Here is a 26772-nt window from a genome sequence, read left to right as displayed (position 1 = left end):
GAATTATAATGAACGCAGTTGAAATTGAAGAAGCCGTATCAGATTTAGCGAGGCAGCCATTTGACCCGCAAGAATTTGCGTTTTCATTTCTAGAAGCATTTGGAAATAAACCTACTACTATTAAGCGTTTGCGGGAAGGGAACACCAATAAGTCAACAATTGTTGGAGGAGTATTGCAACGAAATAATATTCACATTGTCGTTTCTGAAAATGGCAAAGTTGAAGAGGCATTAACGCTACTTAGAGAAACTCCTGAAACAAGAAAATCAAAAGCACAATTCATCCTTGCAACAGATGGCCAAGATTTTCAAGCTGAAAATATAATTAGTGGAGAAACGTTAGTTTGTAAATACCAAGATTTTCACGAATACTTTAGCTTTTTCCTTGAATTGGCTGGAATAAGTACCGTAAAACAAATTAGAGAAAGTGCCTTTGATATTAAAGCCACAGGCAGATTAAATAAACTCTACATTGAATTATTACAGCACAATCCCGAGTGGGCGACTGCTGAAAGACGGCCAGATATGAACCATTTCTTGGCACGCCTGATTTTCTGCTTTTTTGCAGAGGATACCGGTATATTCCAAGGGGAAGGGCTTTTTACACTTACCGTACAGCAAATGAGTATGAGTGATGCTTCGGATACACACGAGATAATCAGTGAAATGTTTCGGGCAATGGATACGAAATTAAAAGACCGCGAAAAAAATAATATAAAGGCCTGGGCCAATAAGTTTCCTTATGTAAATGGGGAGTTGTTTTCTGGGTCAACTGATGTTCCAAAATTTACTAAGATTGCACGGTCATACTTAATTCACGTGGGTAATCTGGATTGGAAAAAAATTAATCCGGATATTTTTGGGTCTATGATTCAGGCTGTTGCGGATGATGAAGAACGTGGTATGCTAGGAATGCATTACACTTCTGTTCCAAACATCTTAAAGGTTCTAAATCCATTATTTCTAGATGATCTAAGAGAGCATTTAGAGCAAGCAGGAGATAATGCCAGAAAGTTATTGAATTTGCGCAGACGTATGGCACGTATTAGAGTATTCGATCCTGCTTGTGGTTCTGGGAATTTTTTAGTGATAGCTTATAAGCAAATTCGTGAAATTGAATATGAAATTAATAAACGAAGGGGAGAAAAAAATCTTTCAAGTGAAATCCCGCTTACTAATTTCAGGGGTATTGAGCTTCGGGATTTCTCCTCAGAAATTGCGAGACTCGCACTTATAATAGCCGAATATCAATGTGATGTACTTTACCGAGGTAATCAGTTAGCTCTGGCGGAGTTTTTACCCTTAGATGCAGAAAATTGGATTACCAAAGGAAATGCCTTGCGCATCAATTGGCTTTCGGTATGCCCACCAACGGGAACAGGCGTAAAACTTCACGGGGATGATCTTTTTAGTAGTCCTTTGGATCAAGCAGAAATTGACTTTGATAATGAAGGGGGTGAAACTTTTATTTGTGGAAATCCACCTTACGCAGGAAGTTCAAAACAGAATACAAATCAAAAGAGTGATCTTAAAGATTTATTTGATCCTCATAATATAAGGTTTAAAAATTTAGATTATATATCTGGATGGTTCTGGTTAGCATCTAAATTTTATGAACAAACAGATGGAGCCTATGCTTTTGTTACAACGAATTCAATATGCCAAGGAGAGCAAGTAAACATATTATGGCCACATATTCTATCAAATAATCAAGAAATAGGTTTTGCTCATACAGCATTTAAATGGAGCAATTTAGCACAGAACAATGCTGGAGTAACTTGCGTAATTGTAGGTGTGAGAATTTCTTCTTCTGCAGATAAATTTCTTTATTTCGAAGACTCTCGTAAAAACGTTCGACATATCAATCCTTACCTTATTGATTATCGAGATGTGTTTATACCAAGATATTCAAATTCAATATCCAATTTACCTAAAATGTTGAAGGGGAATCAGCCAACGGATGGTGGCAACCTAATTCTATCAAGTGAAGAAAAGAGAGAACTTGAAGAAATTTCTCCTGATTCTAGGGAATTTATAAGGCCTCTATTTGGAGCAAAGGAATTGATAGATGGCTCTAAACGATATTGCTTATGGATTGAAGATGATAAATTGCAGAAGGCGCGAATGATACCTCAGATAAAGAATAGGATTAAATTGGTTAAACAAGCAAGACTCAAAAGTTCTGCAAAATCCACTCAGAATAAAGCCGGTTTGAGCCATCGATTTATTCAAATTCAAGGATATGGAAGATTATCACTTGTGATGCCCGAAGTTTCATCGGAGAAAAGAGAATATTTAACTGGTGAGTTATTAGGTGCAAACTGTATAAGTACAAATAAGCTCTTTACGGTTTATGACCCCGAAATTTATCTTTTTTCTGTATGCTCCTCAAAGTTACATAAGACTTGGATTGAGACGGTTTGTGGTAAACTTGAAGAAAGAATCAGTTATTCAAATGTTCTTGGATATAACACTTTTCCATTGCCAAAGCTTACTGAAAAAAATAAAAAAGATTTAACAGAGTGTGCCGAAGAAATTCTAATTGCTAGAGAACGGCATTTCCCAGCTACTATAGCTGATTTATACGACCCAAAAAAAATGCCTAAGGATTTAAAGCAAGCGCACGAGAGAAATGATGAGGTTTTGGAACGCATTTATATAGGGCGTCGTTTTAGAAATGATACGGAGCGTCTTGAAAAACTATTTGAACTCTACACCCAAATGACTAACCATTTAAAGAAAGTATGACAAAACAAAAATCAATACCCACAGTTACTGTAAGTTATAAAGGTACAGGGAATTCTATTAAATCCAATGAACTGGGGATGCGAGAAATGCAAGAGCGTGCTTATGAAAAGCGTGGGGAGCAATATTTACTTATCAAATCACCGCCAGCTTCGGGTAAAAGCCGTGCGTTAATGTTCATCGCGCTTGACAAACTTAACAGTCAAGGAATTAAACAGGCTATTATAGCAGTACCCGAAAAGTCTATTGGTTCAAGCTTTGCGAATGAACAGCTAACAAAATATGGTTTTCATTATGATTGGTTTGTACAACCCAAATGGAATCTATGCAACTCGCCTGGAGAGGATGGGAGTAAGGTGAATTCTGTGAAGACTTTTTTAGAAAGTGGGGATGAAGTGCTCGTTTGTACCCACGCAACGTTCCGCTTTGCCGTTGAACGTTTTGGCGTGGATGTTTTTGATGATAGATTGATTGCCATCGATGAATTCCATCACGTAAGTGCCGATGATAATAATGTTCTGGGAACACAACTAAAAGATTTGATTTCTAGAGATAGAGCACATATTGTAGCAATGACAGGATCGTATTTTCGTGGTGACGCTAATCCAGTCTTAATGCCAGAGGATGAATCCAAATTTGAAACTGTGACTTACACCTATTACGAGCAATTAAATGGATATGAATATTTAAAGACGCTCAATATTGGTTACTACTTTTATAGTGAAGCCTACTCCGATGCAATCTTGAATGTGCTAAATCCAAACGAAAAAACAATTATTCATATACCCAATGTCAACTCGCGTGAGAGCACTGGCCAAAAGATTAAAGAAGTTGAACATATCATAGATCAGTTAGGAGAATGGCTAGGTGTTGATCCTGATACTGGGTTTCATTTGGTTAAAACCAAGGAGGGAAAAATCATCAAAATAGCCGATTTGGTGGATGATGACGTTTTAAAGCGATCCAGAGTTCAAGCAGCACTTAGATTACCAGATATTAAAACAAATCGTGATCACGTCGATATTATCATTGCTCTTGGAATGGCTAAAGAAGGTTTCGATTGGATATGGTGTGAACACGCACTTACCATTGGGTATCGCTCTAGTTTAACAGAAATTGTTCAGATAATAGGTCGCGCCACCCGTGATGCACCTCATAAAATCCAAACGAGATTCACAAATTTAATTGCCGAAGTAGAGGCTTCTGAAGAAGCAGTAACAGATGCTGTGAATGATACTTTAAAGGCGATTTCTGCGAGTCTTTTAATGGAACAAGTATTAACGCCAAGGTTTAATTTCACTCCAAAGAATCCTCAGAGTGGACCTTTGGAAGGAGTAGATTATGGAGAAGGAGGATATAATCCCGACAAGGAAAATATCGGTTTTAATGAAGAGACAGGTCAATATGAGGTTGAGATTAAGGGCCTCTCAATGCCTAAAAGTGAAAGTGCTCAGCGTATTTGTAAAGAAGATTTAAATGAGGTGATAGCTGCTTTTGCCCAAGATAAGGAAGCGTTAGGACGTGGATTATTTGATGAGGAATTGGTTCCGCAAGAGTTAACCCAGATAAGAATGGGAAAAATAATTAAGGAAAAATATCCTGAAATAGATGATGAAGAACGAGAGGCGATAAGACAATTCGCTATTGCAGCGCTAAACCTCACTCAAATGGGGAAGAAAGCACTTAATGCCAGTGATGAATTAAAGAATCAAGCAAATACTTCATTAATTGATGGAGTCCGCAAATTTACGATGGATGTAAGGGATTTGGATGTGGATTGGATTGACAGCATTAATCCATTTAGTGAAGCCTATGCAATTTTATCAAAGGCAATGACCGAGAAAAGTTTAAAGGCTATGGCAGAGGTGATTTCGGGTAGAAAACCGAATATATCACTAGAGGAAGCTCGTGAACTGGCTAAGCGTGCTTTGAAGTTTAAAAATGAAAGAGGACGGTTGCCAGACATAAAATCTGCTGATCCTTGGGAACAACGAATGGCCCAAGGAATTGCATTCCTTGCACGAAAAAAATATGAAGAACAAAATGGCTAAAGAAAATAAACTTACTGATGAAGACAATGCGCTTCTTTCAGCATTAGGTGTTGAAGTTGAAGCCAAGAAATCTATCACCCATACTAAACAAGAAGAGCGCATTATTGCTGGTTTTGAGGAAATTCAAAAATTTGTGGATAAAAACGGTCGTTTGCCGGAGCACGGAGAAGACAAGGATATTTTTGAAAGATTATACGCGGTTAGGCTTGATCAGATTATCAAAATTAAAAATCATAAGACCTTATTAGGCGATATGGATTATCAAAACATTCTTAGTGGGGATTATGAGAATATTTCAAGCATTCCAGAAAATTTAAGTGATGATGAGTTATTAGCAAAACTTTGGGTTGATGACGAAGAAGATGATTCGATCACTCATTTAAAATTTGTTAAACCACGTTCAGTAAAAAGGACTATGGAGGAAATGGCGAATAGGGAAGTATGTGAAGATTTTGACAAATTTAAACCTCTATTTGATGAAGTGAAGGGCGATATTGATATTGGTTATCGAAACACAATACGTTTCAGAAAAGACGCCGGTTTTACTAAAGCATCGCTTAGCGAAGGGCAATTTGTTATTATTGGAGGGCAGATTGCATACATTGCTAAGATCGGAGAATTCTTTAAAGCTCCAAATGGTGAAGATGACGCCCGATTAAGAGTTATTTATGCGAATGGTACAGAAAGTAATATTTTATTAAGGTCACTCATTCGGGCAATGTATAAAGATGAAACGAGTCGATTTGTTTCCGAGCCTAATTTGGGTCCATTATTCTCAGGAGAGAACAGTGATGATGATCTTGAAAGCGGTACTATTTACGTTCTTCGTTCTCTCTCCAATCACCCTTTAGTAGCGGAGAACAGAAATGTGATTCACAAAATTGGTGTAACAGGACAAGAGGTGAAAAAGCGAATTTCAAATGCTAAAAACGATCCAACCTATCTGATGGCGGAAGTTGAAATTGTAGCGACTTACAAGCTAGGTAATATCAATCGTATGAAGTTGGAAAGGGTTATTCAGAAATTTTTCGGTAATGCAAACCTGGAGATTGATGTCAAGGATCGTTTTGGAAAATTGGTTAAAGTTAAAGAATGGTTTTTAGTTCCAATATTTGTTATTGATGAAATGGTTGATAAGATTAAGGATGGGACAATTGGAGATTATTATTATGATACTAAAGCGGCGGAGTTGAAGAGACGATGACAAAAATGGCTACAACAAACTTATAGGTGTCAAGATCACCTTCCTCTTAAACATTTTATCAATACAATGAAAAATTCCTAAAATGAATAAAATCTATTTTGATGAGGCTGGAAATACTGGTCAGGATATGCTCAATAAAGATCAAAAGGTTTTTGTTTTAGCTTCCGTGAATTATGATGAGAAGGCACAGAATGACATAAAATCAATCTTTAATGTAGATGGCGAGATCCATTTTAAGCAATTAAAAAATAGTGGTGCAGGTCGAAGGAAGATTTTAGCCTTTTTGAACAGTTCTTGGATTATGGAAGATCACATAATACTATATTATGCGAATAAGGAATTTGCCACTTGTGGCCAGATAGTTGATTTATTGATTGAGACGGTTTTTTATCATAAAGGATATGACCTATACCTTCACGGTCGCCATATCGCCTATGCAAATTGGATATTCTACTTCGGTAACTTCTATTGGAATAAAGATTTATTCAATATTTTTCTTGAATCATTTGTTGCAATGATTAGAAATAAAGATGCTGTATCAATTAGTAATTTCTACACTATAACTGAAGAACTATATTGCCAAATTGATGAAAAAGAAATTCTGGAGCCTGTTAGAAAAAGTAAAAGCTATATTGAAGAAGTATTGGATGCGATTGACCAATTTTCCATAGATGTCACATTTTCTACCTTTTTAGTTCTTTGTGATAAATGGGCAAAACAGATTAATGATAAAATTGATGTAAGATTTGATCAGTCAAAACAAATTGAACATTACAACACGTACATCGAGAAAACTCTTGAACTTGTGGTAAATACCAGCAAAACCATAGAAATAGGATATGACAATCGTACTATGAGTTTTCCTCATCAAATCTCATCTGTTGAATTGGTTAGCTCTACTGATGAAATGGGTGTTCAATGTGCTGATTTAATTGCCAGCGCAATTGCATTTGCTTATAATAATGAAAAAGGTAAAATGGAAAAGTTTTCAAAACAAATTAAAGAAAGTAAGCTATTCCAATTGTCGAATTCTCATTGCCTATGGCCAACAGACGATGTGTCGCCAACAGCATTGGGTTTAGAGAAAGGAGAAGGTATTAACCCACTTGATTTTTTAGTTCACAATTTTCCGCAAGCTTTTAAAGATTAGTATTCACAATGACAGATGCAAAACCAACCGTAAAACTTCAAAAGTATTGGCCACCAAATTTCTTGCCTGATGAAACTCGGGAATTTAAGGATATAATTGAAAATTTTCCTGCAATGCTCACTAAGCTTACAAATAGGTCAAGGGTGATTAGTATATTTGAGAACTTTGGTAAAATAGGAGTTGGAAAGGGGACGTCTCGCAATTCCTTAAAAGCCCTAATCCCTCAATTAGAGCAATCCAAAGATTTTAAGGGTATTTATCTCTTTTGGTTAGATGATGAACCATTTTACACAGGAATATCCCGCGGTGTTATTAAACGTATACATCAACATATAAAAGGATCAAATCATTTCTCATCTTCTTTGAGTTACACCATGGGTAGAGAATACCATAATGAGGTTTTGGGAATAAAGCACACAGGAACGAGAAAGGAACTTAATTTTGAACAGTTTTCAGGACCATTTAAAAAGATTTTGAGAGAAGATTGCCAGGTATCCTTTTTGCCCATACAAGGCTCAACAGAGCTTTACTTATTTGAAGTGTATGTCGCATTACAGTTAAAACTACATTATTACAATAGATTTATAACACATTGAATTTTTTTGGAGTAAATAGGCAGGATGTAAAATTTTAATAAGAAATTATCTAAATTGCTTCATTTTTTATTTATTATTCTTTCCGAAAATCTTCTAATGGGTGAAATATCATCATTTTTCAATAACCAATGTTTATATAAATCCAATTCAGAAGCGCCACAATTGATAACATACTCAATACCCATAATTACCAAAACGAAATAATATATACCCGGCTTAAGTATCAAGAAATCCAATTCGTGTAGTACTTCATAAGGTTCTGGATGGTGTAGAGGGTCTTCAAAACGAGTTTCCTCAGAATAAATGCGACGTTGGTGATAGTTCCAAAATTTTCCTTTTCCATATCGAGCAAATTCTCTTAATGGATCTAATTGAGGCATATCAATCATTTCATTTAGTAATTTCCTATCGTCTTCAAATTTTATAGCAAAGGCTTCAATAGCTGTTTTTGCAAGGAAACGTGAGACATTGATGTTGGGATATACTGGCTGGTCAACCACTTCAAACATCATTTTATTTACTTTTTTTTCTTTAATTAAATTGATAATTTTTGAATCATCGCCACTGAATGCAAGGCTGTCATCCTGAATATACATATCGAACCAACCACCATCTTTATGAGGGAAGAGAGTTTTGTAAGTAATATTTCTACCTTTTTTACTTTTAATTTGATTCCTGAACCTGACATTTTGAAAATAGTTCATTTCTAACATCGGCTTTTCTATTTTAATCGCAAAATATTGATTACAAGAATCACATACCGTCCCATAGGAAAGAATCAAATCCTTGTTTCCCAATGATTCAGGAATTATATGCTGGACACTTTTAGATAAATCTGATATTTGTTTGCAGAAAATACAGCGCATTTAGAAGAGGCTGGTTTGTGTATCAATTTTAGGGGTAAAAGTTCCTATTATCATAAATGGATTTCTGGAACGATAGTGAAATGATTTCGTTGTTCCCAGGAATAAGTGTAAATCCTTTGTTTTGGCAAAATCATCAAAGTATTTTTCTTTAACTTTAGCTGTAGCTACCGACTGATTGCCTTCTGATGCGGCAAGAGTATTCCTGTATAATTGTCCTATTTCCCAATCTTCAATCATCATCGTACTGGGCACGCCGTTTTCATCTTCGAGTTCATATGAAAATTTATAAGGAAGTTTTTCGGCAAGCTCGAACTTAAGATCGTCCATTTCGAAAAGATTTTGTTGATCATTCAACGCTTGTAGTTGATCCAATTTCTTTTTGTCATATTCGCCAGCAATTTGCTCAATTTTAAAATTCTTTATGACTGTAGGTTTAAAAACTGCCAATGACGTACAGATATCTTTGTCGTGTGCACTTGCTATCAAAGCTTTCATATCCGTATGTACATTATTTAGAACAAACTGTTTTCTTAAAAACCAATTATTCTTAGTATCAATGGTCTCTAAAAGGTTAATAGGTGTATCGATGGTTGCCGGGCGATAACTTTCTGGTCTAAAATCCTTGTCATTTTTTACAATATCCAATTCTATCCATTGATATTTTTTATAGCGTTCGTCTTGTTTCAATTTTCTAAAAGGAATGGGATAAAGTCTGATCCAAGATCCATCTTCAAGAAATCCTGCTGTACATACTAATTCGCCGTAGGTAGATGAGAAAGTCGGGTAAGTCTTTACGGTAATCAGAACTTTAGTGAGGGCCATATTTTATATATGCATTAATGGATATTTAAAATTAGGCAATTTTTTTAATTTTTCGGCTAGATGGGTTCGGTGGCACTGGCAAGTGTCAGCTTCAAAGCAGGTGAGTGCAATTCTTTTGTATCGCAAAAGCAATTCAAAAATAGTATTCTGACTATGCGCTGTATTGTTTAATACCGTTTCTCGATATTCTTTAAAGAGTTCGTCATAATCTGCTTGCGAGTTTAATTCTCTACGCTTACTAGAATCAATACCGACTTCTGGTATGTGAATATAATCAATACCCAAACGGCCACAAAAGCTACTTAGAGTCGTTTTGCTAAACCCATATTTTTGACTCAACGGATTCTTACGCACATCTACTAATAACTTTACATTGTTTTTGATTAATCGATTAAGATATTCTTCTAGAGAAATACCCTCATAACCGATGGTAAAAAGAGTTATGCTATCATCACTTGGCCTAGCAATAATAACTTTTTCAAAGTATTGCTCTGGCAGCAATCTTTCAGCAATAATACTTTTAGTCGCATAATATGGAAAATTGAGATAGGTGTGCTTTGTTATGGCATCTGTTTTCATATTCCCGTATCGAGCAATAGTTTTAGTAACCAATTTTTGATCTTCTGGGGTAAGCTCTTTAAAGTACTTTTTTTTGATTTTGGGGCGGTATGCTTTTTCATTTTCTGAAAGCCATTCCCGTTTGACCATTGCTCGGAGATCTGCATTCAAAGAATAGGAGTAACAGCCATACCGGTATGGTACAAAGTCGTAATTAGCTTCTTTCTGCATTCTGGTTAACAGAAACACCATTTTTTGAAGACGAGTACTTTCCAATCCTTCTTCAAAATTCTCCAACAATGCGAATACAATTTTCCTTCTATAAAACATTTTGTAAAATTATCATTTATAATATCTAAATGAGAATTTTTTTAGCACTATCGTAACTTTTTTCCATCTAATTATGTCATTTGATATAATTTGGATTTTTTGAATACATCTCATTCCAGCCCATTCCCACTCCATTGCATTTCGGGAAATGCGCGTCACTACATTTTCTTGGACACAATCCCAAAATTTAATTTTACTGTTGAAAGAATAAATTCCGGAATATAAATTTTGAGATTGAGTCCGCTTGATCCTGCTGCTATTGAAGTGATGAATTTCTAAAGAGCATTCCAAAACATTCCCAATCAAATTTATAAACCCCACCATCCCATTACCTTTCCGATTAAAGATGCAAAATTTAAAATTGGAGAACTGCATAACCGGTCGCAAGCTCCCTTTTATAAGTTCTTTTCCAATTTCAAATTTTAAAATGGAGCAGTATCGGAAAGGTAACGCGATGGCGCTATGGGAAGTAAATCGATAATGGGATGAGGATAGTGTCTGTTCTGTGGGGGCGATTTGTACTGGATTGGAAATTCTGCACTTATTCGAAAAGGAAAGGAAAACGCTCAGGATATAATAAGTAAATCGTTTGGGTCTGAGCTAAAATAAAATACCCTTTCCTTGATGATTCCTTAAAGTTAAAAGGAAATTGATATTAAAAAAATAAAATGTTTGGCTATAAATTTATGTTTGTTTTTGTTTTATAAAAGTTTACTTTTTTGGAGCGGAGCGGAAAAAATTTGTAAAGCAAGAGGATAACACGCTGCGCGATGTTATGTTTTATAAATCATTTGCTTTTAGCGTTTTATAAAAGTTTGCAAATTTGTTTTTTAGTAATTTTCCGTGAAAAAGCTTCAAACCACCCATTAACAGGCAAATCTTTCACGAATTTTTTAGTAAAATTCCCGTTTCGGCCCCCTCGGAAATTGACCAACAATCCCCAACGTCTTTTTTAAATTCCCTAAATTTTGGCCCCCATTTAAATAAGAGAGTCCACGCGTTGTATATGCTCTTTACATTTAGTGTGTGCGCTAAAGTGGCCCCACCTTACGGGTGTACAAGCACCCTCGTTTCGCAATCAGTTTATCATTCGACCAAAAGCTCGATGCCCGCCTTTTCGGCCTTATACCTTATTTTAATTATCAGATCATAATAGCTCCAGTTCCTCAGGACGAATTTCTCCGCCTTGGCGATCCCAATCTTGTCCTGTTGGCCTACCAATATCAACGTGCCCACCTGGTGCTTGATGCAAAAGTCGATCAGCTTTTTGCTGTACACATGGATACGGTGCCGTATGTATCTGTTCTCCTTCTGGTAGAAGAAGCGCACGGACTTCAATTTTCTTTTGGTCCCCTTGCCCGATTTGGAAAAGGTGGCTCCTGCTTGTGCGCGTCTTCTGGCTGCCTGTATGGCCAGCCTACGGTACATAAATTCCTCCTTGCTGCCAATGGTGAGCTTGTTGTTGCCCGTTTTGACTATAATTGGATATTCAAGGGAAAGTGAGGCCTCCGCAATCACATCGGGCCTCAAATGATGCTCTTCCTTTTCGATCTCAAAGACAGGGAGCCAGAAGATCTTCCCGTCCCTGAGTTTGATATGGGAGGTACAGAGCTTGGTCTCCCCGGCGACGACCCGTTCCAACAGTTTTTTCTTGTCGGTAAAGTCCTTTCCGAGATAGGTGCGGAAGGGGATCTGGAACAGGCTGAAGCAGAAGGCATTTTTCCCATCGTCATAATGCAGCCCACTGACCAGTTCCATACTGAACGGAAAGGCCATATCCCGTTTGAAATTCTTGAGGGAGCATTCGCCCCGCCAGTATTCCGGCCTGTTCTTGTTGAAGGCGCTTATGAGGGCGTTGTTGAGCGTGGACAGTATATTCGTGGGGATCTCACCTTTGAAGCGGTCCGAGACCACGCGATAGGTGGTGTTGATACGTGAGCGTTGCAGTAGACCCAATTCGTCCTTTTTCTCATCCGCCAGTTTATATTGCACCCCTGCGGATAGGTAGAGGAATTCCTTTATCATTTCCTGTACGTACAGATGGGTAACGATGAGGTTGGCCGCACGGAAGCACCTGTTCTGCCATTGGTAGAGGGTGTCCAGTGCCTCCTTCCGTTCTTCCTTGGTGGGGAGGTCGACCAATAGCTGTATCTTCCGTGTCAGTTTCATTGTCTCCTTTTCCATGTCATGCGGATTGTGGTTGTGGTTGGTGCTTGTCTCGGGATAGCTTGTAGGCGGCCATAAACTCTTCGTGGACTTCCCTTTGGGAAAGGTCGAGCGCCGTGGCGATCTCCGCAAAGGAGAGTTTCCCCTCACAGCGTAGTTTCAATACCTCTGTCTGTTGTTCTGTAATGGTTCGCTCGGCTTTCAATGTTACGGTTGGCTTTTCCATTACCGTTTCCTTTTGGATGATATCTTTGATTTCGGAAATTGCCTTTTTTATCTTGACGCTTGTTTCCTTAATGTTCATTCCCATCGCTTCGGCGATCGCCTTGTACTGGAAGCCGTACTTTAGGCAGAGTTCTATGAAACGACCGCTTTCGGCATCCAATAGGGGCAATACCTTTTCGAGCCTTTCAAAGTACTCTTGGGATATATTTTGGAGGTGTAGATTTTCTTCCTCGGCAAGAGGGTCATAGCCCGCCATATAGTCCTGATAGTTCTCGAAGCGTTCCAACGAATGGACGTTCCGAGAAAATTTGTTCTTGGGACGGGTGTAGTAGGAAATGCATTCCCGCTTCATCACGAACCTCAGGAAAAAGAAGACGTGCTTGGGTGTTTCCACCGTGTCCCTATGGAGCCACAGTTTTAAGAAGGCATCCTGTACCAGGGTTTCTATTACGAACTCATCCTCAATAAGCCGCTTGCCCACCCAGAAGATGTTCCTGCTGTACTTTGCGTGTATGTGCGCAAAGGCGGCGGGACAACCTTTTTTTAATTGTATAAAGATGTCTTCGGACATAAACTCTTTATTTTACTCGCTAATAATTTCACGAGTAATAATTTAAATGAATGTAAAGCGAGTTCTTTTATATAATTAAGAGAAGATGACTTTGAAGCGTTGAGAATTTTGCCTTTTCTGACAAACAAAAAGGGCGTGGAGTCTCAACTTACCGGTTCGAGGTACTGGTATACCCACACACAATAAGTAAGCCCACGCCCCGGGTCGTGAGCATTTACACTTATCCTCTCGTGTGTTTAAAAAGTACCAGTTTTCGAACCGAGATTCAAAGCGAATGCTTCTACTATTTTACTTTAAGAAGTATCGCAAATTTATAAATACATCGCTAATATAATAAATAAAACTTAAATTACGGTCGAACGACCGAATTATTTTGTTAGTCATATATTTCCTTTGTTAATATGACTAATATTAATATTCAAATTTGTAGCTATATAACTGAGGAATGGTTACATCCTTGGTTGAATGAAGGAAAATCACAAAACTCTTTCGCCCTCACTCACAATATCGACGAAAGTACGGTACGGAAAATAAAAAGTACTAAAGAATATCGATTACCGGTTGAAACCTTAAAGAGAATTTGCGACGCTAGGGGTATTAGTCTATCAGACTTTTTTAAAAAATTGAGTTGTTGAATAATAGTTCTGTGAGAATTTATAAATTAAATTATTATCAACGAACTATTTCTAACATTTTCCCATTCATACCATAAAATCATTATATTTGGTATTCTCCCCAATTAATATGCTCGCTGTTACGGGTTTCCATAAGGCAGGAATTTTATTTTGATTTAAATTTACATAAACTAATTGCCGCATAAATGTATTATAATGAATGTTTTTATATTAAAACTAGCGCGTAGCATGCCAAATAATAATATAAAAGGAATAAAAGTAACGTGTATAAACAAGTTGGCAAACATTAAAAAAGAATGACGTTAATAATATCTTGGATTGGAGTAGACGATAATAAAGAAGGTAAAAAACCTGCATCCTTATACATTGCATCCGACAGTAGGTATAGCTGGGGAAAAGCTGATAAATATGACCATGGAATTAAGGTTTTTGGTTCTTCACGATTTCCAGAAATTTTTGGATTTTGTGGAGATGTCTTAATACCCAGTATTATTATGGGACAATTATTACCACAAATTGATTCGGGAATAATTCTTAACGATTTAGATAATGGTAATGAAAAGAACAATAAAATATTAGATTTTATATCCACATCAATAGAAAATTATCCAAAGGGTCAATCAACTGGTTCATTTACAATTTTACACGGAACAAGAAGTGGAAAGGAATTCTCTTGTTTTAAAACAACTTTTGACAAAGTCAATGGATTAAAAAATGAACAAATACACCTTCCAAACATTTCCACTAAAATTTGTAGCGAAGGTTCTGGTAAAAAAGAGTTTGACACTAATTTTCAAGAATGGGAAAGAGAACGACATAACAATTACAGAACCAGCAGAGGAGTTTTCCATTGTTTAAGCGAAACATTAAAAACAATCAAAGACCCAATGACTGGCGGTTTACCACAAATTGTAGGTCTTTATAGAATTGAAAATTTTCGCTTATTTGGTATAGTTGAGAATGATAAAAAGTATATTTACGGAAAGGAAAGTTCAGAGGACATTAATTCTAACAGAATTGAATGGAGGAATGAAAACTTCGAACGAATGAATCCTGAAACATTAAAAATATTATCGGGAGCCCAAAGGCAACCGATTTAAGAAGCAACTCCCTGACTCTCCACTAAATTGAATTTATTATTCTGGGGAGGTCGAGGTGTCTGGTAACTTGGCATTATTGCCAAGTTTACCATCAGGGTTTTAAAATCCAACTGTGGTGTAATTAGATAGCACACTCATATCTAAATGGGAGGTCCTGGGGCAGAGCCAGGCGGATTTTAAAAAGTCAGTTTTATTTGGAAAGGTCTGGGCCAAAATAAACCACAGCTCATATACAAAAACCTTGGCAGTAATTAAAAAACCCGAGTGGCATCTTTGCCGGCTCGGGTCTAATAACTATAGTTAATATTCGTGAGGATGCCGTAGCAGCATTAGTCATCCGACTACTCTGTCACTCTACAGGTAACCCTGTGTTCCGAGTGCGCGTCGTCTCCTATGCTTAATTTATTAATCCCCTTACCTCCGAAGGGACGCTCAAATATATTAAATTAAACTATCTTTAAATTTAAAAGTTTAATTAAGTTATGGTCGAAATTCCTTCAAAACATATATCAAAACTAGACCTGTCAAGAAAAGGATTAACCAATTTTCCGGAAGAAGTTTTATATCTAAAAAATTTAAGAAAACTTAACTTAAGCCACAATAAAATTAAGAAAATACCCAAGGAAATTGAAGAATTAAGAAATTTGGAGGTTCTCGACATTTCAAATAATGATATTAACAACTTTTATTCTAAAATATGTTCCTTAAAAAAACTTAAAGTTCTTAATTTGAACAATAATAGAATTAAATCAATTCCGATTCAAATTGAAAATTTGGAGTCATTAAAAAACTTGCAAATAGCGAAAAATAATTTAACCAGTCTTCCAAAGTCCTTTTCTAACCTAAAAAATTTACAGAAATTAAATATCTCAAATAACTACATTCAAAATTTTCCATTAGAAATATTATCCGTCCAATCAATTACTCATTTATGGTTAAATAATTTGATTTTAAATTCATTTCCGCATAAAGATATTCTCAGTAATTTTAAAAACATAGAAGCTCTTTATTGTTTCGGTGCGTTGACGTTGAAAAGCCAAAAATCTATTGATGCAAAATATTTTAAATTAAGTCATTTAAAAGGGAATTGTTTAAATGGTCTCATTGAAATAAATAGAGCAATAAATGAACATAAGACAGTGGAAAAAAAACCAAAAATAAGTACAGATATTACCATAAATAAAAACAAAATTTTCATTAGTTATTCTCACATAGATTCAGCTTGGTTAAAAAAAGTACAGACTAACTTAAAGGTTTTGATGCATAATGACAAAAGTTTTGATTTGTGGGATGATACTCGAATAAAAGCAGGAGATAACTGGAAAATTGAGATTGCAAATGCTTTGAAAGATGCTGGAATTGCAATTTTGATTATTTCAACTGATTTTTTAGCATCCGATTTCATTCGCAATGATGAACTTCCAACCTTATTGCGGAATGCAAGAGAACACGGAACTAGGATTTTGCCATTGATAGTGAGGCCATGCTTATTTACTAAAGATAAAAACCTGTCTGAGTTTCAAGCTGTAAATTCTCCTGACAAACCGCTAAGTACATTAACCGAATCACAACAGGAAAATGAATTAGTAAGATTGGCTTGGAACGTTTCGGAATTGCTTGATCAAAATTAACTATTTCCAACAAATATCGAAGTTACTAGCTAACCTTTTTCTTTAATATGGATATTAATTTCTCATTAATGGCAGCCAATCTTTAAGCTTGCAAATGCCTATTCGATTGTTAAAATTATTTCATTATATTTGGTATTCTCCCCAATTAATATGCTCACTGTTACGGTTTTCCGTAATTACATATAAAAGCATAATTTTATATTTGAAGTTTTAGAAAAATAATCGCGAACATTAGCTGTATAGCAGCAATTAATCTGCCATCTAAACACATGTAGTGGCAATTAAAATAATACAATTAAAAGAAATACATAAATTAATGAGCGAGATAACAATAATTCATATTTCTGACATTCATTATGAAAATAATGAGCCTGAAAATCAAGGGCTAGTAATAAGTTCTTTTTTCGATGACCTTGAGTCTAAATTAAATAAATCTGATGCGGCCAACACATATTGTATAATCTCTGGTGACCTAGTTAACAAGGGAAACTCAGAAAAGATATTTAATGAATTTTACGACAACTTTATTCAGAAATTGACAAAACTAATTTCCCTTCAGAATATTTTCTGTTCACCAGGAAATCATGATTTAAATAGAAACATTGTTGAAAAAAATTTTGAAGAGCACAATAATCTAATTGCACAAAAATTTGAGGAAACAGAGTTCAATGAATTTGCGAAAACTGAAAACAACCTAATACAAAATAAGTTCAAGTTTTATGAACAGTTTTGTAAAAATACAATGCACAAATCTAATTTCAATTTGACTGGATATGCAGAATTATTAATTCCAGAATTATCCATTTACTTCCTCAATTGTTCAATGCTTTGCTCTGGAGGGTTTAATGGCATTAACGATAAAGGTGTGTTGAAAATTGACACCTCCGGTTTAAATCAATGGATTCAGGATAATAAAGGTCGTACTAAAATGCTAGTAATGCATCACCCTTTAGAATTTCTTACTAATTATGCCAGAAAAGAAATAAAAGGAATGCTTAAAAACGGGATAGATATACTTATATCTGGTCACATTCATGATCAAGATTTAGACCATTCTTTTATATCAGAAAATCAAGGTGTCGTAAAATTGGGGTCACCACAGTTGTTCTCAGCCAAATCAGACCTCAACGGATATGCAATAATTAAATTTGAAGACGGGAAAATCGATTCAGTTGAATACAGAGAATGGGTTCTCAGACAGAGAAAATTCATGAGAGGGCAGAACTTTTCTGGTACGGAAAGTGGCATCTGGAATTTTATTCGTTCAGAAATAACTGCAGATGATTTTATCTCATTAAAACTTCAGTCGAATTTTCAAAAAGCAATGAAATCATACTCAAAATCTCCGACTTGGGTTGAACGGATTTGCACAACGGATTCTCCAAATAACCCAACTAAAAAAGAAAATTCAAAAATTATAGATTATATAAGCATAATAAACGAACCCAAGAATTACCATTTAATTGCTGCTCCTCAATTTGGGCTAACATGCTATGCTCACTATTTAGCAATGAAGGCTTGGGAAATTAAAAAAGAATGTTGGATTTATTTGGATGCCCACAATTGGACATATGGTAAATATCATTCCGATCTTGAAGACACAGTACAAGATCTTAGAATTCAGAATAACGCTGTTAAATGCATCTTATTGGATCATTGGAAAAACAATACAAAAGATTCTCAAAAAATCTTAAATAATATTCGAGGAAAATTCCTAAATATTCCAATAATAATTTTTTCTAACTATCATGATAATATTGTTTTGGAAGGTTTGGATTCTGAAGAAAGTCACGAAGGTTTTGATCAAATATTTTTGCGTGAACTTAATCGTAAAGGACTGCGGAATTTAGTAAGTGATTTCAATTCACTGTATGAAATAGCAGAAGAAAATCGTGTTCTTGAACGATTAGATATAGATTTAGTTGATTTAAATATTCACCGTACTCCCATTAATTGCATTCAATTGTTGATTGCGTTTTTGAATGACTTTGAAGATAGGCCGATTAATCGATCGAAAGTTTTTAAATACGTATTAAAAGTGATTTTTGATAATCCAGGTAATTTATTCTATGGGGACACTCTTGATGAAGAGAACTGTGGATTTATAGTAGGTTTTTTTAGCGAATATCTTCTACGTAAGAACAAAGAATCTTTTACTGAAGAAGAATTTTACAAAATTACAAGGCCTTTTTGTGAGAGAGAATATAACCCATCGAACGTTTCAGATTTATTACAAGTTTTAAAAAACAACCAAATTGTAATTGGTTTGAACGGTGAGTTACGATTTAGATTTTCTTATTGGATTTATTATTTCGCAGCCATCAGAATGAAAGATTCGGAAGAATTTAAAGTTTATATGCTCAAAGATAAGCACTCACTATATTATCCGGAGGTAATTGAATTTTATACTGGCATAGATGGAAGAGCTGAGGATATAGTGAAGATGTTGATAAATGATATTTCAAAACTTTCAGATAAAGTACATTCTAAAATTGGGTTATCAGATGACATAAATCTATTTAAGGAAATAAAATGGTCCTTAAATGAGACTGAAAAAGGAATGACACAGCATCAGCTTGAACAAAATATCAAAGAATCAAAGGTATCTGATGAAATAAAAGACATCGTTGCCGACAAAAATTACGATAGTATAAAACCATATACTCAAACAATTGATAATTACCTGGAAGAGTATGATGTAAAAAATCTCATGGAGCTGATTAAATCCAGTTCTCGTGCACTTAGAAACAGTGAATTCATTAAACCTGAACATAAAAAGGAACTACTAAAAAATATTGCAAAGGCATGGAAAGAGCTGATGAGAGCTCTTTATCTAATTGCCCCCGTTCTTGCGAAAAATGGATTTGGCGGTGTTGGAGGGGCAAGATTTAAGTTAACTGATGATTTTCCAAAGGAGTTTAATGAATGTTTGAAAAGCATCATAATTGCCATGCCTTCAAATCTCAATATTTGGTTTAAGGATGATCTTTTCTCCGATAAATTAAGAATGCTTTTTCGTGAACACAGATTGGAAGAAGATGACGAAACAGTTAGACATATCCTTGCTTTAATGGAAATTTCTGCTAGACCCCAAGGATGGAAAGATTCCATATTAACTTACATGTCCAAATTAAATAAAAACTCATTTTATTTAGGAAATTTGTATTCTAATCTCCGCAGTAATTATTCTACAAAATTTTTAAATTCGGCAGAACAGAGGGATACTGAATACTTAATTAAGGCCTGTTGGGCAAAACATAACAAGGGTAGTTTAATGCCCGGACCAGGCACTGTTGCAAAAGTTTCTAATGATATTCTACCTGAGAGAAATAAAAATAAAATTGAATAAAAAGTAAACTTAACAAGATCTAAATTAACATCTAATATTTTACTATAATTTTGACATACATCTCTCTTTAAAAGTCAACACTTCTAGGATGTTCGCATAAATATTTGCCAGGAATATTTCTATGATCACATGATTATTTGAAATAAAGAATTGAATAAATGTCAAATTAAAAATTAATCACACTTTCTAAAGCTTCATCGGCATCTTTATGAATAAAATTAGCTTGATATTGTATAGTAGTTGTAATAGAAGAGTGCCTGTAAAGTTTTTGAAGCATTTTAATGGGAATCTTGTCTTCTGATATATGACCAAAGCTATGTCTGGCAATATGCATTGTAAATTTTTTCTTGATTTTTGCTTTTTTCGCCACCTCTACTAAGTACTTGTTGAATTTTTTGGTAGCTGTTTTCGTCTTAGCATATACATCTTTGGCATTTTTCAAATCGGCTTTTTTTAATTCTGGAAAAACAAAATCATTTTCATTAAGTTTTCCTGGCTTATAGTAATCAAGTATTGGTAAAACTTTATCCGGTATCTTAAGAGAAAGAAGTTTTGAATTTTTGTTCATACGGTAGTGGAGTCTTTTGTCATAAATGTCAGACCACCTAATTTTAAGAATGTCAGCAGCTCTTATTCCAGCAAAATAAAAGCTGAACAACCAAACGTTTCTAGCGTGTATTTCATTTTTGGTAAGATTTTCAACAGATTCCAATGATTTGATTTCATTTTTTGATAATCCTATTTTCTCAGTTTCAGGGAATTTTATTCTAATCTTACCAGACCCAAATGGATAAAGTTTTCTGTCCACCACCCCTAATTTTATAGCTCTATTATAAATTGTTCGAACAACAATAAGAGTATTTGCGATTGATCTTTCGGACATAGGACGCTTTCTTAAATACAGAATAAACTTTTTAAGAAAACTTTCATCTATTTCTTGAAAAGTAAGTTGTTTTGATTTTGAGAATTCCAAAACATGTTTCACACGTGGTTTATCGGATGATAGCCGAGCGAGTTTATTATTGTGTTTCATTTCATCAAGATAAACTTCGGCAAGCGTGAAAAAATTTGAGTTCGCATTGGATGAATATATCTCATTTTTAATTTGATTAGCAGACAAGTCCTTTTTCTGGGATTGTAAATCGATAAGAGTTTGGTTCGCTAGGGACAACTCTGATAGTAAAAGATTATTCAGTTTTAACGCATTGGGATGCGTGTTCTTAACCCTACCATTTTTAATGTCCCAGAACTTTTCGTTTATATAATGCCCAACATAATGATAGTTTGAACGTCTATTTTTGGTAATGCGAATTGCCAATGGAAACTCCCCCTCTTTATTCGCTTTTTTTCTCAAAACTATTTTTGTATTCGAAGACATAACATATTGATTTTACGCTATAAAGATAATAAAATTTGGTACAACATAGGTACAACATTTTTTGATTTTAAGCCATATTAAATGAAATCAATAAAAATTAAATATCTTATAAACAATTGATTATGAATAGACTTAATGAAATTTGAATACAAATGCGCTGGATTCAAAATCCAGTTCTTTCGGGAGTGTGGGTTCGATTCCCACCTCGAGTACAGAAAAAACCCCAACAGCAATGTTGGGGTTTTTATTTTTCCAATTAATTAGAAATCTTCCCCACAATCACTATATTTGGGCAAACCTTGAAAACCACTATCCCCAATGTCTGATTTCTGGTTGTATTTTAACCTTGGTCTCCACCACGTGTTGGATTGGAAGGCCTACGATCACGTTCTCTTTTTAATTGTGCTCTGTGCAGCTTACACTTTTTCTTCGTGGAAAAAATTACTGCTTTTGGTAACCATGTTTACCATTGGCCACACACTTTCATTGCTTTTGGCCAGTTATAATGTGGTAAGTGTTTCGAGTAAGGTTATTGAGTTTTTAATTCCTGTAACTATTTTAGTTGCGGCACTTTTCAATCTCTTTACTGCCGGGAAAGAAAAGAAAGTGGAAAAAATGGGGATTTTTTATATCGTTACCATTTTCTTTGGATTGATACATGGGTTAGGCTTTGCTTCTTTCTATAAAGCATTGGACAGGAGCGGAGAAATTTTGCCCTTGCTGGAATTTGCTCTCGGTATAGAAGCGGCGCAAATTATTGTGGTGATAATAATTTTAATCATCGCATTCATCTTCCAAACTATTTTTCGTTTCAACAAGCGGGATTGGGTTTTGGTGGTTTCTTCATTAGTTATTGGGATGATAATTCCCATGCTCATCGACAACTGGATTTTTTAGAAAGCAATTGTTATTCTTTGGGGTTTCACATTGAGGTGTCTATTCTTCCAATTTCACTTTGGCAATAACTTAACAACATTTTTTTTGGCAGTGGCGTAACTTCCAAGTAATTTCGTTGTCTATTTAAAAGTATGAAGGACAGCAAACAACGCAAGTACGATATTGCGTATCTACGAATGGCCCAAGAATGGAGCAAACTTTCTTATTGCAAGCGAAGACAGGTTGGCGCACTTATTGTAAAAGACAAAATGATTATTAGTGATGGTTATAACGGCACCCCCACCGGTTTTGAAAACATTTGTGAGGATGACGAAGGTTTTACAAAGTGGTACGTGCTCCATGCAGAAGCAAATGCAATTTTAAAAGTAGCTTCAAGTACACAGGCCTGCCAGGGAGCAACACTTTATATCACAATGTCTCCCTGCAAGGAATGTAGCAAATTAATACATCAAGCGGGCATAAAGAGAATGGTATATTATAACGAATATAAAGACAACTCTGGGATTGCTTTTTTGGAAAAAGCAGGAGTTAGCATACAGCACATTTCAGATTTGGATATAGAATAATGGGAAATTATAAAAAATACTTGCCTTTGTGGATTGGACTGGCGCTTGCCGCAGGTGTTTTTATTGGGTCGAAACTCAATTTTAATGACAATACTGAAAAAATATTTGCAACAAATTCCAAAAAAGATAAGCTCAACCGTCTTATTGACTATATAGATTATGAATATGTTGACAATGTAAATACCGATAGTATTGTTGATGTTACCGTAAACGGAATCCTTGAAAACCTCGATCCGCACTCCGTATATATTCCAAAAAGCGAATACCAGCACAACGCTGATGATATGCGCGGTGCCTTTACGGGCATCGGCGTAAGTTTTTACATTTATAAAGATACTATTGCCGTTATTCGCTCCATTGAAGGAGGACCCGCAGAAAAGGCAGGTATAAAAGGGGGTGACAGAATTTTATATGCCGATGGCAAAAAACTTTTTGGCGAGTTGGTCAATCGCGATAGCATTTCCAATTACTTAAAAGGCGAAATAAACAGCAAAGTATCCTTAGATGTTTACCGTCCTAGTCAAAAGAAAGTTTTGGAATTAAAAGTAAGAAGAAAACAAGTGCCTCTTGTGAGCGTGGATGCTTCCTATAAATTAGATGAAGATCTGGGCTACATAAAAATAAACCGTTTTTCTGAAACAACTTTTAAGGAATTTGAAACTGCACTAGACAAACTTAAAGACCAAGGCATCAAAAAATTGGTTCTGGACCTCCGCAACAATCCAGGCGGATACATTTCAACAGCGGAACGTGTGGTAGATGAATTTTTGGAAGATGACAAATTAGTCCTCATCACAAAAAACAAAAGTGGCGATATAAACAAAACCTACGCCACCCGCCGTGGTGATTTTGAACACGGAAAATTGTATGTTCTAATCAATGAAAATTCAGCCTCTGCCAGTGAAATTGTAGCAGGCGCGTTACAGGATAACGACAAGGGAACCATTATTGGCCGCCGCTCCTTCGGGAAAGGACTTGTACAGCGTGAAATGTCCCTAGGCGATGGCAGTGCGGTACGTTTAACCATTGCACGCTACTATACACCCACGGGCCGTTCCATACAGCGTCCGTACGGAAATGGAAATGAAACCTATTATAGCGATTATGAAAAAAGGTACCGAAATGGTGAATTAATTCACGCTGATAGTATAAAAGTGGCCGATTCTTTAAAATATAAAACCCCAAAAGGAAAGGTAGTGTATGGCGGCGGCGGAATTATACCAGACGTTTTTGTCCCAAAAGACACAAGCGTGGAAAATGAAACCCTTCAATATGTTTCTAGAAGCGGGTTTATGAGCTATTTCATCTTTGAGTATCTCGAAAAAAACCGAGATATGTTTAAAGGAATAAAATTTGACGATTTCAGAAAAAATTTTATCGTGGACGAGAAGCTTTCAAAAGAATTTATTGAGTACGCAAAATTCAACGAGGCGCAAATAGACTTATCAAATTACACCGAAGATTTGAAAAGAACACTCAAGGCAAACATTGCACAGCAGCTTTTTGGCCCAAATGAGTACGAAATTATTCTTAACGAAAATGACCCAATGCTTCTAAAAGTTCTGGAACTGGAGGCCAGCAACCATTTGGAAAAAAATTAACGGTCTACTTTTTAGTACGGCTAGCGATGGTTTTGGAAACCAACAATATACTTAGCATTAAAATTGCACAAAGTCCTGCCAGAATACTGATGGTAGCCACGGCACTGTCGCCTTCAAATAAATTGTCGAAATCTAGTTTAGTGGCGTTAAAAATCACCAATCCTGTGGCCAAGGCGATCAATATGGAAATAAATATCTTCATTATAAATTAATTAAACAATTCTTGGATATTTGAGGTAAAAAGCTTCACAGCAATCGCCAGCAAAATTACACCAAATATTTTTTGAATCACTGCAATTCCGTTCTTTCCTAAAAAACGTTGTAATCTTCCAGATGTTTTCAGCACCACAAAAATGATAACGATATTTACCAAAATTGCTACAATTATATTTTGAATGGCATATTCTGCACGCAAAGAAAGCAGCGTGGTCAAACTTCCGGGGCCCGCCAATAGCGGAAAGGCCAATGGAAATATAGAGGCCAAATCTGGACTGGTGTCTTCTTCCTTAAAAAGTGTGACGCCGAGAATCATTTCTAGGGCAATAAAGAAAAGTATAAGTGCGCCCGCTACTGCAAATTCATTTACGTTAACGCCAATCAATTTTAAAATGCTTTCTCCCAAAAAGAGAAAAACAATCATCACTATGGCTGCAATTACAGAGGCTTTGCCCGAGTTTATATGACCAGCTTTTTCGCGTAGCCCAATTATAATAGGAATATTACCTATTATATCAATAACTGCAAAAAGAACCATCGTGGCCGTAACTATCTCCTTAAAATTTAAAACCATAGCTTTTATTTAAGGGCGCAAAATTAGGCAATTAAATTTGATGAAATACCCTTCATTATCGTTAATAAAAGTATAATTTAAACCAAATAAAATACGCAAACACGCTATATTTGCCGCATGTTTCAACTGGGAAAAACAATCGTTTCTGAAGACATTATCAAAAAAGATTTTGTTTGCAACCTCAATGCCTGTAAGGGAGCGTGTTGTATTGAAGGCGAAGCGGGGGCTCCTGTCACTGAAGAAGAAGTAGCAATTCTTCAGGAAATATACCCCAAAGTGAAACCTTTTCTTCGACCAGAAGGGATTGCCGCCATTGAACAACAAGGCGCACACATCAAAACAGATCTTGACGAATTGGAAACACCTTTGGTTGATGGTAAAGAATGCGCTTATGTTACTTTTACAGACAGAGGTATTGCCAGCTGCGGCATTGAAGATGCATTTAATGCGGGTGCAATTGATTTCAGAAAACCAATATCTTGTCACCTCTACCCTGTTCGCGTTCAGGACTACAGTGAATTTGCCGCCGTAAACTATCATCGCTGGCCCATATGTGATGATGCATGCACTTTAGGCAAGGAACTTAAAGTACCCGTTTACAAATTCGTAAAAACCGCCCTTATCCGAAAGTTTGGTGAAAATTGGTATTCAGAACTAGAAAAAGTGGCCGCGGAAATATAATCCTCACAATATCTTCTTCTTTTTAAACACTGCTTATTTTTCTGATATTGATTATATTAGTGCTATAATTCAACAAAATTATTTACTAACTAAAATTTTCAATTATGAAAAAGTATGTACTTGCCTTAGTAGTCTGTTCGGTTTTTATGAGCTGTAAGGACAACCCTGTAAGCAAAAAAATTAAGGAAACCAAAGACGCTGTTTCCAATTCTACCAACGCAGTTCAGGAAATGACCAATATGCAGGAAGATATTAAAGAATTACAGGCAACTACACCGTTAACCAATGAAGAATTAAAATCTTGGCTTCCGGAAGAAGTGGAGGGATTGAAGCGCATAAGCTACAAGGCGGGCCAAGCGGGCATGATGAATATATCTTCAATTGAAGCCGTTTATGCAAATGAAGACAAATCAAAGAAATTCTCAATCAGTATAATTGATGGCGCTGGCCAAGTGGGCGCAGCTGCAACAGCAGGAGTTAGAATGGTAATGTCGCAAGATTTTGAAGAAGAAGATGAAAACGGTTTCCGAAGAACTGTCACTAAGAATGGGGCAAAAGCCATTGAGGAATATCGCACTGGCAACAACAGAAGTAAAATCCAACTCATGGAAAGCAACCGTTTTTATCTGGAAGCCAAAGGCGCCAATATGGATTTAGATGAAACCTGGGACGCTATTGAAGAGCTAAATCTAGAAAAATTAGGCTAAAGACCTTCTTTCAATAATTTTATTTAAGCCGAAAACACCTGTGTTTTCGGCTTTTTTATACATGTTACATTTGTTATAGAATTTGGTACAATAATTATAACCCAATAAATGACCCTGGCTTAGATTTGCCTAAGTTTATTACTTACTCATTAGT

Annotated in this window: 22 protein-coding genes; 14 read left to right on the top strand and 8 right to left on the bottom strand. The window is 35.7% G+C overall.

Features of this window, described 5'->3' with window-relative positions:
• The first annotated feature begins 8 nt into the window (after positions 1 to 8).
• The 5 genes from JK629_RS05860 (at position 9) to JK629_RS05840 (ending at position 7745) form a co-directional block, all read left to right on the top strand.
• Positions 9 to 2747 (top strand): class I SAM-dependent DNA methyltransferase, encoded by a 2739-nt coding sequence (locus tag JK629_RS05860; protein ID WP_202337677.1) that lies wholly within the window; start codon positions 9 to 11, stop codon positions 2745 to 2747.
• A complete protein-coding gene (locus JK629_RS05855) occupies positions 2744 to 4795 on the top strand; it encodes a DEAD/DEAH box helicase (protein WP_202337676.1) in 2052 nt (683 codons plus the stop codon). The genes JK629_RS05860 and JK629_RS05855 overlap by 4 nt, the downstream gene beginning before the upstream one ends.
• Positions 4776 to 5999 (top strand): GIY-YIG nuclease family protein, encoded by a 1224-nt coding sequence (locus tag JK629_RS05850; RefSeq protein ID WP_225626161.1) that lies wholly within the window; start codon positions 4776 to 4778, stop codon positions 5997 to 5999. Before JK629_RS05855 ends, JK629_RS05850 begins: the two co-directional genes overlap by 20 nt.
• 82 nt (positions 6000 to 6081) lie before the next feature.
• Positions 6082 to 7149 (top strand): DUF3800 domain-containing protein, encoded by a 1068-nt coding sequence (locus tag JK629_RS05845; protein WP_202337675.1) that lies wholly within the window; start codon positions 6082 to 6084, stop codon positions 7147 to 7149.
• 8 nt (positions 7150 to 7157) lie between these two features.
• Positions 7158 to 7745, top strand: coding sequence for a hypothetical protein (locus JK629_RS05840; RefSeq protein WP_202337674.1), 588 nt, complete (start codon positions 7158 to 7160; stop codon positions 7743 to 7745).
• 59 nt (positions 7746 to 7804) lie between these two features.
• Here the strand turns inward: JK629_RS05840 and JK629_RS05835 are convergent, their stop codons facing one another.
• From JK629_RS05835 to JK629_RS05815, 5 genes are all read right to left on the bottom strand, one after another.
• Positions 7805 to 8611 carry an HNH endonuclease gene (locus JK629_RS05835; protein ID WP_202337673.1) on the bottom strand — a complete coding sequence of 269 codons (807 nt, stop codon included), beginning with the start codon at positions 8609 to 8611 and terminating at the stop codon, positions 7805 to 7807.
• The gene (locus JK629_RS05830) at positions 8612 to 9433 is read right to left on the bottom strand and encodes a hypothetical protein (RefSeq protein ID WP_202337672.1); all 822 of its coding nucleotides are present in this window, start codon (positions 9431 to 9433) and stop codon (positions 8612 to 8614) included.
• 3 nt (positions 9434 to 9436) lie between these two features.
• A complete protein-coding gene (locus JK629_RS05825) occupies positions 9437 to 10222 on the bottom strand; it encodes a DUF488 domain-containing protein (protein WP_237460071.1) in 786 nt (261 codons plus the stop codon).
• Between the two features lie 1185 nt (positions 10223 to 11407).
• Positions 11408 to 12505 (bottom strand): hypothetical protein, encoded by a 1098-nt coding sequence (locus JK629_RS05820; protein WP_202337670.1) that lies wholly within the window; start codon positions 12503 to 12505, stop codon positions 11408 to 11410.
• A 1-nt stretch (position 12506) separates the two neighbouring features.
• The gene (locus tag JK629_RS05815; RefSeq protein WP_202337669.1) at positions 12507 to 13283 is read right to left on the bottom strand and encodes an RNA polymerase sigma factor; all 777 of its coding nucleotides are present in this window, start codon (positions 13281 to 13283) and stop codon (positions 12507 to 12509) included.
• A gap of 401 nt (positions 13284 to 13684) precedes the next feature.
• On the opposite strand from JK629_RS05815, the gene JK629_RS15585 reads away from it, so the two are divergent.
• The 4 genes from JK629_RS15585 (at position 13685) to JK629_RS05795 (ending at position 19998) form a co-directional block, all read left to right on the top strand.
• Positions 13685 to 13918 carry a helix-turn-helix domain-containing protein gene (locus tag JK629_RS15585; protein ID WP_202337668.1) on the top strand — a complete coding sequence of 78 codons (234 nt, stop codon included), beginning with the start codon at positions 13685 to 13687 and terminating at the stop codon, positions 13916 to 13918.
• A 296-nt stretch (positions 13919 to 14214) separates the two neighbouring features.
• A complete protein-coding gene (locus JK629_RS05805) occupies positions 14215 to 15018 on the top strand; it encodes a hypothetical protein (protein ID WP_202337667.1) in 804 nt (267 codons plus the stop codon).
• Positions 15019 to 15500: 482 nt separating this feature from the next.
• Positions 15501 to 16649, top strand: coding sequence for a leucine-rich repeat domain-containing protein (locus tag JK629_RS05800; RefSeq protein ID WP_202337666.1), 1149 nt, complete (start codon positions 15501 to 15503; stop codon positions 16647 to 16649).
• Positions 16650 to 16923: 274 nt separating this feature from the next.
• Complete coding sequence (locus JK629_RS05795; protein WP_202337665.1) at positions 16924 to 19998, top strand: metallophosphoesterase; 3075 nt, start codon at positions 16924 to 16926, stop codon at positions 19996 to 19998.
• A 166-nt stretch (positions 19999 to 20164) separates the two neighbouring features.
• Here JK629_RS05795 and JK629_RS05790 read toward each other — a convergent pair whose 3' ends face one another.
• Positions 20165 to 21376: a site-specific integrase gene (locus JK629_RS05790; protein WP_202337664.1), complete on the bottom strand. Its 1212-nt coding sequence runs from the start codon at positions 21374 to 21376 to the stop codon at positions 20165 to 20167.
• Positions 21377 to 21694: 318 nt separating this feature from the next.
• Here JK629_RS05790 and JK629_RS05785 point away from each other — a divergent pair, with 318 nt between their 5' ends.
• The 3 genes from JK629_RS05785 (at position 21695) to JK629_RS05775 (ending at position 24440) form a co-directional block, all read left to right on the top strand.
• Positions 21695 to 22273 carry a HupE/UreJ family protein gene (locus tag JK629_RS05785; protein ID WP_202337663.1) on the top strand — a complete coding sequence of 193 codons (579 nt, stop codon included), beginning with the start codon at positions 21695 to 21697 and terminating at the stop codon, positions 22271 to 22273.
• A 131-nt stretch (positions 22274 to 22404) separates the two neighbouring features.
• Complete coding sequence (locus JK629_RS05780) at positions 22405 to 22839, top strand: deoxycytidylate deaminase (RefSeq protein ID WP_202337662.1); 435 nt, start codon at positions 22405 to 22407, stop codon at positions 22837 to 22839.
• A complete protein-coding gene (locus JK629_RS05775; RefSeq protein WP_202337661.1) occupies positions 22839 to 24440 on the top strand; it encodes a S41 family peptidase in 1602 nt (533 codons plus the stop codon). The genes JK629_RS05780 and JK629_RS05775 overlap by 1 nt, the downstream gene beginning before the upstream one ends.
• Positions 24441 to 24444: 4 nt before the next feature.
• On the opposite strand, the gene JK629_RS05770 is transcribed toward JK629_RS05775, so the two are convergent.
• Positions 24445 to 24642, bottom strand: a complete 198-nt coding sequence (locus JK629_RS05770; RefSeq protein WP_202337660.1) for a hypothetical protein — start codon at positions 24640 to 24642, stop codon at positions 24445 to 24447.
• Positions 24643 to 24648: 6 nt separating this feature from the next.
• A complete protein-coding gene (locus JK629_RS05765) occupies positions 24649 to 25230 on the bottom strand; it encodes a MarC family protein (protein WP_202337659.1) in 582 nt (193 codons plus the stop codon).
• 117 nt (positions 25231 to 25347) lie between these two features.
• Between JK629_RS05765 and JK629_RS05760 the strand changes: the two genes are divergently transcribed.
• Positions 25348 to 25911, top strand: coding sequence for a DUF3109 family protein (locus JK629_RS05760; RefSeq protein WP_202337658.1), 564 nt, complete (start codon positions 25348 to 25350; stop codon positions 25909 to 25911).
• 104 nt (positions 25912 to 26015) lie between these two features.
• Positions 26016 to 26618: a hypothetical protein gene (locus tag JK629_RS05755; protein WP_202337657.1), complete on the top strand. Its 603-nt coding sequence runs from the start codon at positions 26016 to 26018 to the stop codon at positions 26616 to 26618.
• Positions 26619 to 26772 lie beyond the last annotated feature (154 nt).

The sequence above is a fragment of the Aequorivita iocasae genome, from assembly GCF_016757735.1.
Lineage (GTDB): Bacteria > Bacteroidota > Bacteroidia > Flavobacteriales > Flavobacteriaceae > Aequorivita > Aequorivita iocasae.
The sequence above is the reverse complement of the archived record's forward strand: the minus strand, read 5'-3'. Positions and strand labels throughout refer to the sequence as shown.

Excerpts from the sequence above, each read along its gene's own strand:
- JK629_RS05860 (WP_202337677.1), top strand. The coding sequence starts at position 9 with ATGAACGCAGTTGAAATTGAAGAAGCCGTATCAGATTTAGCGAGGCAG.
- JK629_RS05855 (WP_202337676.1), top strand. The coding sequence starts at position 2,744 with ATGACAAAACAAAAATCAATACCCACAGTTACTGTAAGTTATAAAGGT.
- JK629_RS05850 (WP_225626161.1), top strand. The coding sequence starts at position 4,776 with ATGAAGAACAAAATGGCTAAAGAAAATAAACTTACTGATGAAGACAAT.
- JK629_RS05845 (WP_202337675.1), top strand. The coding sequence starts at position 6,082 with ATGAATAAAATCTATTTTGATGAGGCTGGAAATACTGGTCAGGATATG.
- JK629_RS05840 (WP_202337674.1), top strand. The coding sequence starts at position 7,158 with ATGACAGATGCAAAACCAACCGTAAAACTTCAAAAGTATTGGCCACCA.
- JK629_RS05835 (WP_202337673.1), bottom strand. The coding sequence starts at position 8,611 with ATGCGCTGTATTTTCTGCAAACAAATATCAGATTTATCTAAAAGTGTC.
- JK629_RS05830 (WP_202337672.1), bottom strand. The coding sequence starts at position 9,433 with ATGGCCCTCACTAAAGTTCTGATTACCGTAAAGACTTACCCGACTTTC.
- JK629_RS05825 (WP_237460071.1), bottom strand. The coding sequence starts at position 10,222 with ATGCAGAAAGAAGCTAATTACGACTTTGTACCATACCGGTATGGCTGT.
- JK629_RS05820 (WP_202337670.1), bottom strand. The coding sequence starts at position 12,505 with ATGGAAAAGGAGACAATGAAACTGACACGGAAGATACAGCTATTGGTC.
- JK629_RS05815 (WP_202337669.1), bottom strand. The coding sequence starts at position 13,283 with ATGTCCGAAGACATCTTTATACAATTAAAAAAAGGTTGTCCCGCCGCC.
- JK629_RS15585 (WP_202337668.1), top strand. The coding sequence starts at position 13,685 with ATGACTAATATTAATATTCAAATTTGTAGCTATATAACTGAGGAATGG.
- JK629_RS05805 (WP_202337667.1), top strand. The coding sequence starts at position 14,215 with ATGACGTTAATAATATCTTGGATTGGAGTAGACGATAATAAAGAAGGT.
- JK629_RS05800 (WP_202337666.1), top strand. The coding sequence starts at position 15,501 with ATGGTCGAAATTCCTTCAAAACATATATCAAAACTAGACCTGTCAAGA.
- JK629_RS05790 (WP_202337664.1), bottom strand. The coding sequence starts at position 21,376 with ATGTCTTCGAATACAAAAATAGTTTTGAGAAAAAAAGCGAATAAAGAG.
- JK629_RS05785 (WP_202337663.1), top strand. The coding sequence starts at position 21,695 with ATGTCTGATTTCTGGTTGTATTTTAACCTTGGTCTCCACCACGTGTTG.
- JK629_RS05780 (WP_202337662.1), top strand. The coding sequence starts at position 22,405 with ATGAAGGACAGCAAACAACGCAAGTACGATATTGCGTATCTACGAATG.
- JK629_RS05775 (WP_202337661.1), top strand. The coding sequence starts at position 22,839 with ATGGGAAATTATAAAAAATACTTGCCTTTGTGGATTGGACTGGCGCTT.
- JK629_RS05770 (WP_202337660.1), bottom strand. The coding sequence starts at position 24,642 with ATGAAGATATTTATTTCCATATTGATCGCCTTGGCCACAGGATTGGTG.
- JK629_RS05765 (WP_202337659.1), bottom strand. The coding sequence starts at position 25,230 with ATGGTTTTAAATTTTAAGGAGATAGTTACGGCCACGATGGTTCTTTTT.
- JK629_RS05760 (WP_202337658.1), top strand. The coding sequence starts at position 25,348 with ATGTTTCAACTGGGAAAAACAATCGTTTCTGAAGACATTATCAAAAAA.
- JK629_RS05755 (WP_202337657.1), top strand. The coding sequence starts at position 26,016 with ATGAAAAAGTATGTACTTGCCTTAGTAGTCTGTTCGGTTTTTATGAGC.